At 62.3% G+C, this 6608-nt stretch carries 6 protein-coding genes; 2 read left to right on the top strand and 4 right to left on the bottom strand.

Annotation, left to right across the window (positions count from 1 at the left end; translation table 11 throughout):
• The 4 genes from HP547_RS26010 to gnd form a co-directional block, all read right to left on the bottom strand.
• The coding region (locus HP547_RS26010; RefSeq protein WP_172288268.1) for a VOC family protein at positions 1–306 on the bottom strand (306 nt) is incomplete at its 3' end.
• 203 nt (positions 307–509) lie between these two features.
• Entirely contained in the window at positions 510–2306 is a 1797-nt protein-coding gene (locus HP547_RS26005) for a glycoside hydrolase family 15 protein (RefSeq protein ID WP_172224768.1), read from the bottom strand.
• A 142-nt stretch (positions 2307–2448) separates the two neighbouring features.
• Positions 2449–3954 (bottom strand): glucose-6-phosphate dehydrogenase, encoded by a 1506-nt coding sequence (gene zwf, locus HP547_RS26000; protein WP_172224771.1) that lies wholly within the window; start codon positions 3952–3954, stop codon positions 2449–2451.
• Positions 3951–4934 carry a phosphogluconate dehydrogenase (NAD(+)-dependent, decarboxylating) gene (gene gnd / locus HP547_RS25995; RefSeq protein WP_172224774.1) on the bottom strand — a complete coding sequence of 328 codons (984 nt, stop codon included), beginning with the start codon at positions 4932–4934 and terminating at the stop codon, positions 3951–3953. The genes zwf and gnd overlap by 4 nt, the downstream gene beginning before the upstream one ends.
• A gap of 201 nt (positions 4935–5135) precedes the next feature.
• Between gnd and HP547_RS25990 the strand changes: the two genes are divergently transcribed.
• Complete coding sequence (locus HP547_RS25990) at positions 5136–5303, top strand: DUF6026 family protein (RefSeq protein ID WP_172224777.1); 168 nt, start codon at positions 5136–5138, stop codon at positions 5301–5303.
• 226 nt (positions 5304–5529) lie between these two features.
• Positions 5530–5988 carry an SgcJ/EcaC family oxidoreductase gene (locus tag HP547_RS25985; protein ID WP_172288266.1) on the top strand — a complete coding sequence of 153 codons (459 nt, stop codon included), beginning with the start codon at positions 5530–5532 and terminating at the stop codon, positions 5986–5988.
• Positions 5989–6608: the final 620 nt, after the last annotated feature.

Raw genomic sequence — 6608 nt, 5'->3', positions numbered from 1 at the left:
GTGGAAACGCCGGCCACCGGGGAAGGCAAAGGCCGCGCGGCTGATCTTCGCACCTGCGGCCTCGACGCGTTTCTGCGTGGCCTCGAGATCGTCGGCGTAGAGGATGATCAACGGCCCACCCGGCCTTACCGGCTCGCCGGTGGTGAAGCCGCCTGTCAGCCGGCCATCGCCGAATTCGCTGTAGGTAGGCCCGTAGTCGGTGAAAGTCCAGCCGAACACGCTGCCATAGAAGGCCTTGCTCCGTGCGATGTCGCTGACATTGAACTCGATGTTGTCGATCTGCCGGTCAGTACCGCGAATGCCCATGTGTGCTCCGTGCCGAAGGGGTTTGACCTAGTCTACTCCGGTCACTTGAGAGTTTTACATCAGGCGGCATGAAACAACCCGGGGGCCTAATGCCAATCAGTTAAGGCTAGAGGGGCTGCTGCGCAGCCCATCGCCGCGGTTCGTCGCCACGACAAGCCAGCTCCCACAGGGATCGCGCACGCATTGAGATTTGAGGAAGGGCACTACCCGCAACTGGCCCGGTCGCGCACCGGGCACTGGGCGCGGTGCAGGTTCAGCGCGGTATTGATGATGCCGATATGGCTGAACGCCTGGGGGAAGTTGCCAAGCATGCGCCGACCGGCCGGGTCGTACTGCTCGGCCAGCAGGCCAAGATCGTTGCACAGACCGGTCAGGCGCTGGTACAGCGCCTGCGCCTCGGCCTGGCGGCCAAGCAGTACATACACGTCAGCCAGCCAGAACGAACACACCAGGAAAGTGCCCTCGCCTGGGGTCAGGCCATCGCTGCAGCTGTCGCTGTCGTAGCGCATCAGCAGGCCGTTTTTCAGCAGCCTTTGTTCGATCTGCTCCAGCGTGCGCAAAAAACGCGGGTCGTCCGCCGGCAGGAAACCGGTCAGGGCAATCTGCAACAGGCTGGCATCCATTTCAGTCGAGCCGTAGGCCTGGACGAAGAATTTGCCGCTCGCATCCAGCCCCTGTGTACACACTTCGTTGCGGATCTCGTCGGCCACCTGGCGGTAATGCCGCCCGCGCTCACGGTCCTCCTCGGTGGTGTCGGCCAGCCCGGCGGCGCGGTCGAAGGCGACCCAGGCCATGACCTTGGAATGCACGAACTGCTGGCGACCGCCGCGCACCTCCCAGATACCCTCGTCGGGCTTGCGCCAGATGCTTTCCACATACGGCAGGATCAGCCGCGCAATCGCGGCACTGCGTGGCAGCCGGGGCAAGCCGCCCTTGATCGCCTGGGTCATGGCGTCGGCCAGTTCGCCATAGATGTCCAGTTGCATCTGCCCGGACGCGGCATTGCCCACGCGCACCGGCTGTGAATGTTCGTACCCGGCCAGCCATGGCAGGGTGTACTCCTGCAAATCACGCTCGCCAGCCAGGCCGTACATGATCTGCATCTGTTCGGGGTTGCCAGCCACCGAACGCAGCAGCCATTCACGCCAGGCCTGGGCTTCGTCGAAATAGCCAAGGTTCATGAACGCAAGCAGGGTCATGGTAGCGTCGCGCAGCCAGCAAAAGCGGTAGTCCCAGTTGCGCTCGCCACCCACACGCTCGGGCAGCGAGGTGGTGACGGCGGCGACGATGCCGCCGGTGGGGGCATAGGTCATGGCCTTGAGAGTGAGCAGCGAGCGGCGCACCAGCGCGGTATAAGGCCCTACCTCCGGGCAGCGAGCGGCAAAGGCCTGCCATTGGTCGATGGTTTGCGCCAGGGCTTGATCGCTGTCGCAGTCGGGCTGCACCGGCAGGTGCGAGGGCTGGTGGCGCAGGCTGAAGACTTGCCGCTCGCCAGCACCCACGCGAAAGCGCGCGCCAGTGTGATGGTCGCGAGGCTGAGGTGGGACGGTACTGCACAGGATCAACCGGTCAGGGCCGGCGACGGCGCTGAGGCTCAGTGGCTCCAACCGTTCCACCCACGGCACGCTGCGCCCGTAGTCGAAGCGCATCACCAGGTCCATTTCAAAGTTGGTTTCACCCGAGAGGCCCTCGACGATGCGCACCACCGAATTGGCTTCGCCCAACGGCATGAAGTCGAGCACCCGCGCGCGGCCGGTGGCAGTGACCCAGGTGGTTTCCAGTACCAGGGTGTCGTCCAGGTATTGCCGGCTGCTGTGTTCGACCGGGTCGCAGGGGGCCAAGCGCCAGCGGCCGTTTTCTTCGTTGCCCAGCAGGGCGGCGAATACTGCAGGTGCGTCGAAGCGTGGCAGGCACAGCCAGTCGAGCGAGCCATCGCGGCTGACCAGGGCGGCGCTGCGGCAGTTGCCCAGCAGTGCGTAATCTTCGATATGGGCGGGCATTGGGTCTCCTTTCATTGGTTGCCTGTGCTGGCCTCTTCGCGGGTAAACCCGCTCCCACAGGATCACTACTGGATCTGAAATGCGCAGTACCTTTGGGAGCGGGTTTACCCGCGAAGAGGCCAGCACAGGCACTGCAAAACGCTCATCCCAACCGATGCCATTCGCGCTTGTCCCGCGTCAGCAGCTCATGGCCAGCCTCGGGCCCATCTTGACCGGCCGGATATTCATGCACCTCGCCATCCTTGGCCCAGGCATCAAGAAACGGCTGCACCGCACGCCAGCCGTTCTCGATGTTGTCGGCGCGCTGGAACAGGGTCTGGTCCCCGGTCAGGCAGTCGTAGATCAGTGTTTCGTAGCCAGTCGCCGGGGTCATTTTGAAGAAGTCCTTGTAGGCGAAGCCCAGCTCGACATTCTCCATTACCAGCTCTGGCCCAGGGCGCTTGGCCTGCAAGTCGAACCACATGCCTTCATTGGGCTGGATCTGGATTTTCAGGTAGTTGGGCTTGGGCCGTTCCAGCTCCGATTCGCGAAACTGCGCATACGGCGCAGGCTTGAAGCAGATGGCGATCTCGGTGTCACGTACGCTCATGCGCTTGCCGGTGCGCAAATAGAACGGCACGCCGGCCCAGCGCCAATTGTCGATCATCACCTTCAGCGCCACATAGGTCTCGGTCTGGCTATCTTCGGCCACGTTGGCTTCCTGGCGATAACCCGGCAACCGCTTGCGGCCCTGTTTGCCCACGGTGTATTGGCCGCGCACCGAATTCTTGAGCGCCATCTTTGCCGACCAGGGGCGAATCGCACCGATCACCTTGGCCTTTTCCCCACGTACCGCATCGGCACCGAACGCCGCCGGCGGTTCCATGGCGACCATCGCCAGCAACTGGAACAGGTGGTTGGGCACCATGTCACGCAGGGCGCCGGTGTTGTCGTAGAACGCCCCCCGGGTTTCGACGCCAACGGTTTCGGCAGCCGTGATCTGCACATGGTCGATGTAGTGGTTGTTCCAGAACGACTCGAACAGGCCGTTGGAGAAACGGCTGACCAGAATGTTCTGCACCGTCTCCTTGCCCAGGTAATGGTCGATGCGGTAGATCTGCCGCTCGCCCATCACCTTCAACAGGCAGGCATTGAGCGCCTCGGCACTGGCCAGGTCGGTGCCGAACGGTTTTTCCACCACGACACGACGAAAGCCGCCGCCGGACTCGTCCAGCAGGCCGGCCTCACCCAGGCGCTGGGCAACTTCCGGGAAGAACCGCGGCGACGTTGCCAGGTAGAAGATGGCATTGCCATGGCTGGTCTTGTCGATGCGCTTGCCGATGGCCTGGTAAGTGGCCGGGTCCAGGAAGTCGCCGGTCTGGTAGTCCAGGCACTTGGCCAGGCGTGACCACAGCTTCTCATCCAGGCACTTGGCTGCCCCCTCGCCCCCCTTGTCGCGCTCGGCCATGAAACTGTGCAGCCGCCCGGCAAAGTCCTCGGCACTGGCCGGGTTGTGGTCGACGCCGACGATGCGCAGGTTGCGGTCCAGCAAGCCGTCGCGGCTGAGGTTGTAAAGCGCCGGCATCAGCAGGCGCTTTACCAGGTCGCCATTGGCGCCAAACAGGAACAGGGTACAAGCGGGTGCAGCCGGTATGGTCTGTTTAGTCATTCGCCTTTCTTCTCGACGTGGCCACCGAAGCCCAGGCGCATGGCCGAGAGAATCTTGTCACCATAGGTGCCCTGCTGCTGGCGCGAGCGGAACCGCGCGAACAGTGCGCTGGACAGCACCGGCACAGGCACCGCCTGCTCGACGGCAGCGTCGATGGTCCAGCGGCCTTCGCCACTGTCGGACACCGAGCCACTGAACTGCGACAGCTGCGGGTCGGCCGCCAAGGCATCGGCGGTAAGGTCGAGCAGCCACGAAGTGACCACGCTGCCGCGCCGCCATACTTCGGCAATTTCGCCCACATTCAGGTCGAAGCGCTGGTCTTCCGGCAACTCGTTGCCGCCTTTGCTGCGCAACAGGTCGAAGCCTTCGGCGTAGGCCTGCATCAGGCCGTACTCGATGCCGTTGTGCACCATTTTTACGTAATGCCCGGCGCCCGGTGGGCCGGCGTGGATATAGCCATGTTCGGCACGCTGGTGTTCGCCACTGAGGCCATGGGTGCGTGGAATATCACCCACGCCCGGCGCCAGCGCCTTGAACAGCGGTTCCAGGCGCTCGAATACGTCCTTTTCGCCGCCGATCATCATGCAGTAGCCACGGTCCAGGCCCCAGACACCGCCAGACGTGCCCACGTCCAGGTAATGCAGGCCGCGCTTGGCCAGTTCGCTGGCGCGGCGCATGTCGTCCTTGTAGAAGGTGTTGCCGCCGTCGATGATCGCGTCGCCCGGTTCGAGCAGATCGGCCAACTGGGCGATGGTCTGTTCGGTGGGCTCACCCGCCGGCAGCATGACCCACACGGCGCGGGGTGCCTTGAGCTTTTGTACCAGCGCACCGAGGTCGTGCGCGCCCTGCGCGCCTTCGCCCTCCAGCCCGGTAATGGCCTCGCGGTTGCGGTCATGCACCACGGTGCGGTGGCCGGCGCGCATCAGGCGCCTTGCGATATTGCCGCCCATGCGGCCCAGCCCGATGATTCCCAGTTGCATGAGCCCATGCTCCCCTTTTAAATGGATGACGACAGTTAAGCTTTTCAGGTTAGTCCAGCATGCCGCCCGAGGGTTCAGCGACGAATGGCGAGACCACGATAAACAAAAAAGTTCCCAAGGCCTGTGAAAGAATTCAGAATGCGCCCCGCGTGAAGCGTCTACGCTTTGATTTGTCACCAGCCAAAACCGCGAGGTGTGCTCATGGGTACTCTGATGCCTGCAACCCCAACCCAGACCCTCTATGTCTCCGTGCGCCGTGATGAGCTGCGTAAGCTGAAGGACGAACGTGACCAGCTGCGTCAGCAGGTCGCCCAGTTGAACCTGATGCTGGCGCAACAGCGCGATGGCGATAAAGCTGTCAGCCTCTGAGCTGTACCTTTCTTCAGTGGGGGCTGTATGGCCTCCACCTTGCCTCCCCCCTTTGTAGCGTTTTCAGGTCCGGCTGCCTGCCGTGATCGGTACATGCAACCAAGCGCTTCGTACTTGTCCTACCCCTGTGCGGGCACGGTCTGATAACGTCCATTGCTCACTCCAGCCAGAATCGGCATCGGGCAGGCTGACTTCGCGGCCTGCAGCGCTATTCGGAGCTGACTGCATGAAACGTATCCCCCTTGGCGTTTCCCTGGCCTTGATTGTCCTTGCGAATCCGGCATTCGCCGCCAGTCAACTGGAGTGCCGCAAGCTCGACGAACGCCAGGTCGTGGCGCTGTTCCAGGAGTGGAACAGCCGCCTGCAAGCGGGACAGGCCGAAAAAGTGGCCGATTTATACACGGATCAAGCACTCCTGTTGCCTACCTTGTCAGGTACAGCCCGAAAAGATCGAGCCGCCCACATCGATTACTTCAATCGATTCCTGCGCGACCGCCCTGCAGGCACACTGCATGAAACGCATGTTTACGGGGGCTGTGACCAGGCATCGCTGGCTGGCTTGTATACCTTCACCTTCGCTGCCACCGGCCAGCAACAGGCAGCGCGCTTTACCTTCAACTACCGGTATGTCGATGGCCAATGGCTGATAGCTCACCATCACTCCTCGATTCAGCCCGCGAATTAGTCCCGAAACCTGGTGCATTCACACCGTCGAATGCACCAGATCAGCGCACCAGCAGCCCCTGATCGGGGCGTCGCCCTCCCCCGCTCGAACCGCCGCCGGGCCTGGTTAACATCCGGTTACGCTCGCCAACGTTTGCGTCTATTGCGCACCATAACAATAGTGACCAATGGGTCACCTTTTTAGCTCTTTCTCTCCTACACTCGGTTTTCGGCCCGCGATTTGCTCAATGGAAGAGTGACGAAAATAAGTCGAACTTTAAGGAAAGGCGGCGGGTCAGCAATTAAGTAGGCCAAACCCATGGGACATTCCCAGGCTCGGCCCACCACCCCAATGAATCCCATCGCTTTCGGCCGGAGTGCCGATCGCGTTGTGTTTGCGCGCACGACCCAGGGGCATGGAACGCAATACGCAGTATTTAGAACCAGAGAGAACCAACACGAGATATCGCCACGGGTGCCAGCACCCGGCCAAGCATAGGGACGGAGAAGAAGTATGATCAGTGCCGCTGTCGAGCCTCACGTAGACACCTTTACCTCGGACAACCGCGAACCAGTCACCCCGGATTTCGCTACGACAGGCATGGCACCCGGCGCTCAGCGCCAGCACAACCCCAACAAGCG

This window comes from Pseudomonas sp. CM27 (assembly GCF_013179515.1).
In the GTDB taxonomy this organism is placed as follows: Bacteria; Pseudomonadota; Gammaproteobacteria; order Pseudomonadales; family Pseudomonadaceae; genus Aquipseudomonas.
Note: the sequence above shows the minus strand (reverse complement) of the source record. Positions and strands in the feature narration are given on the sequence as shown.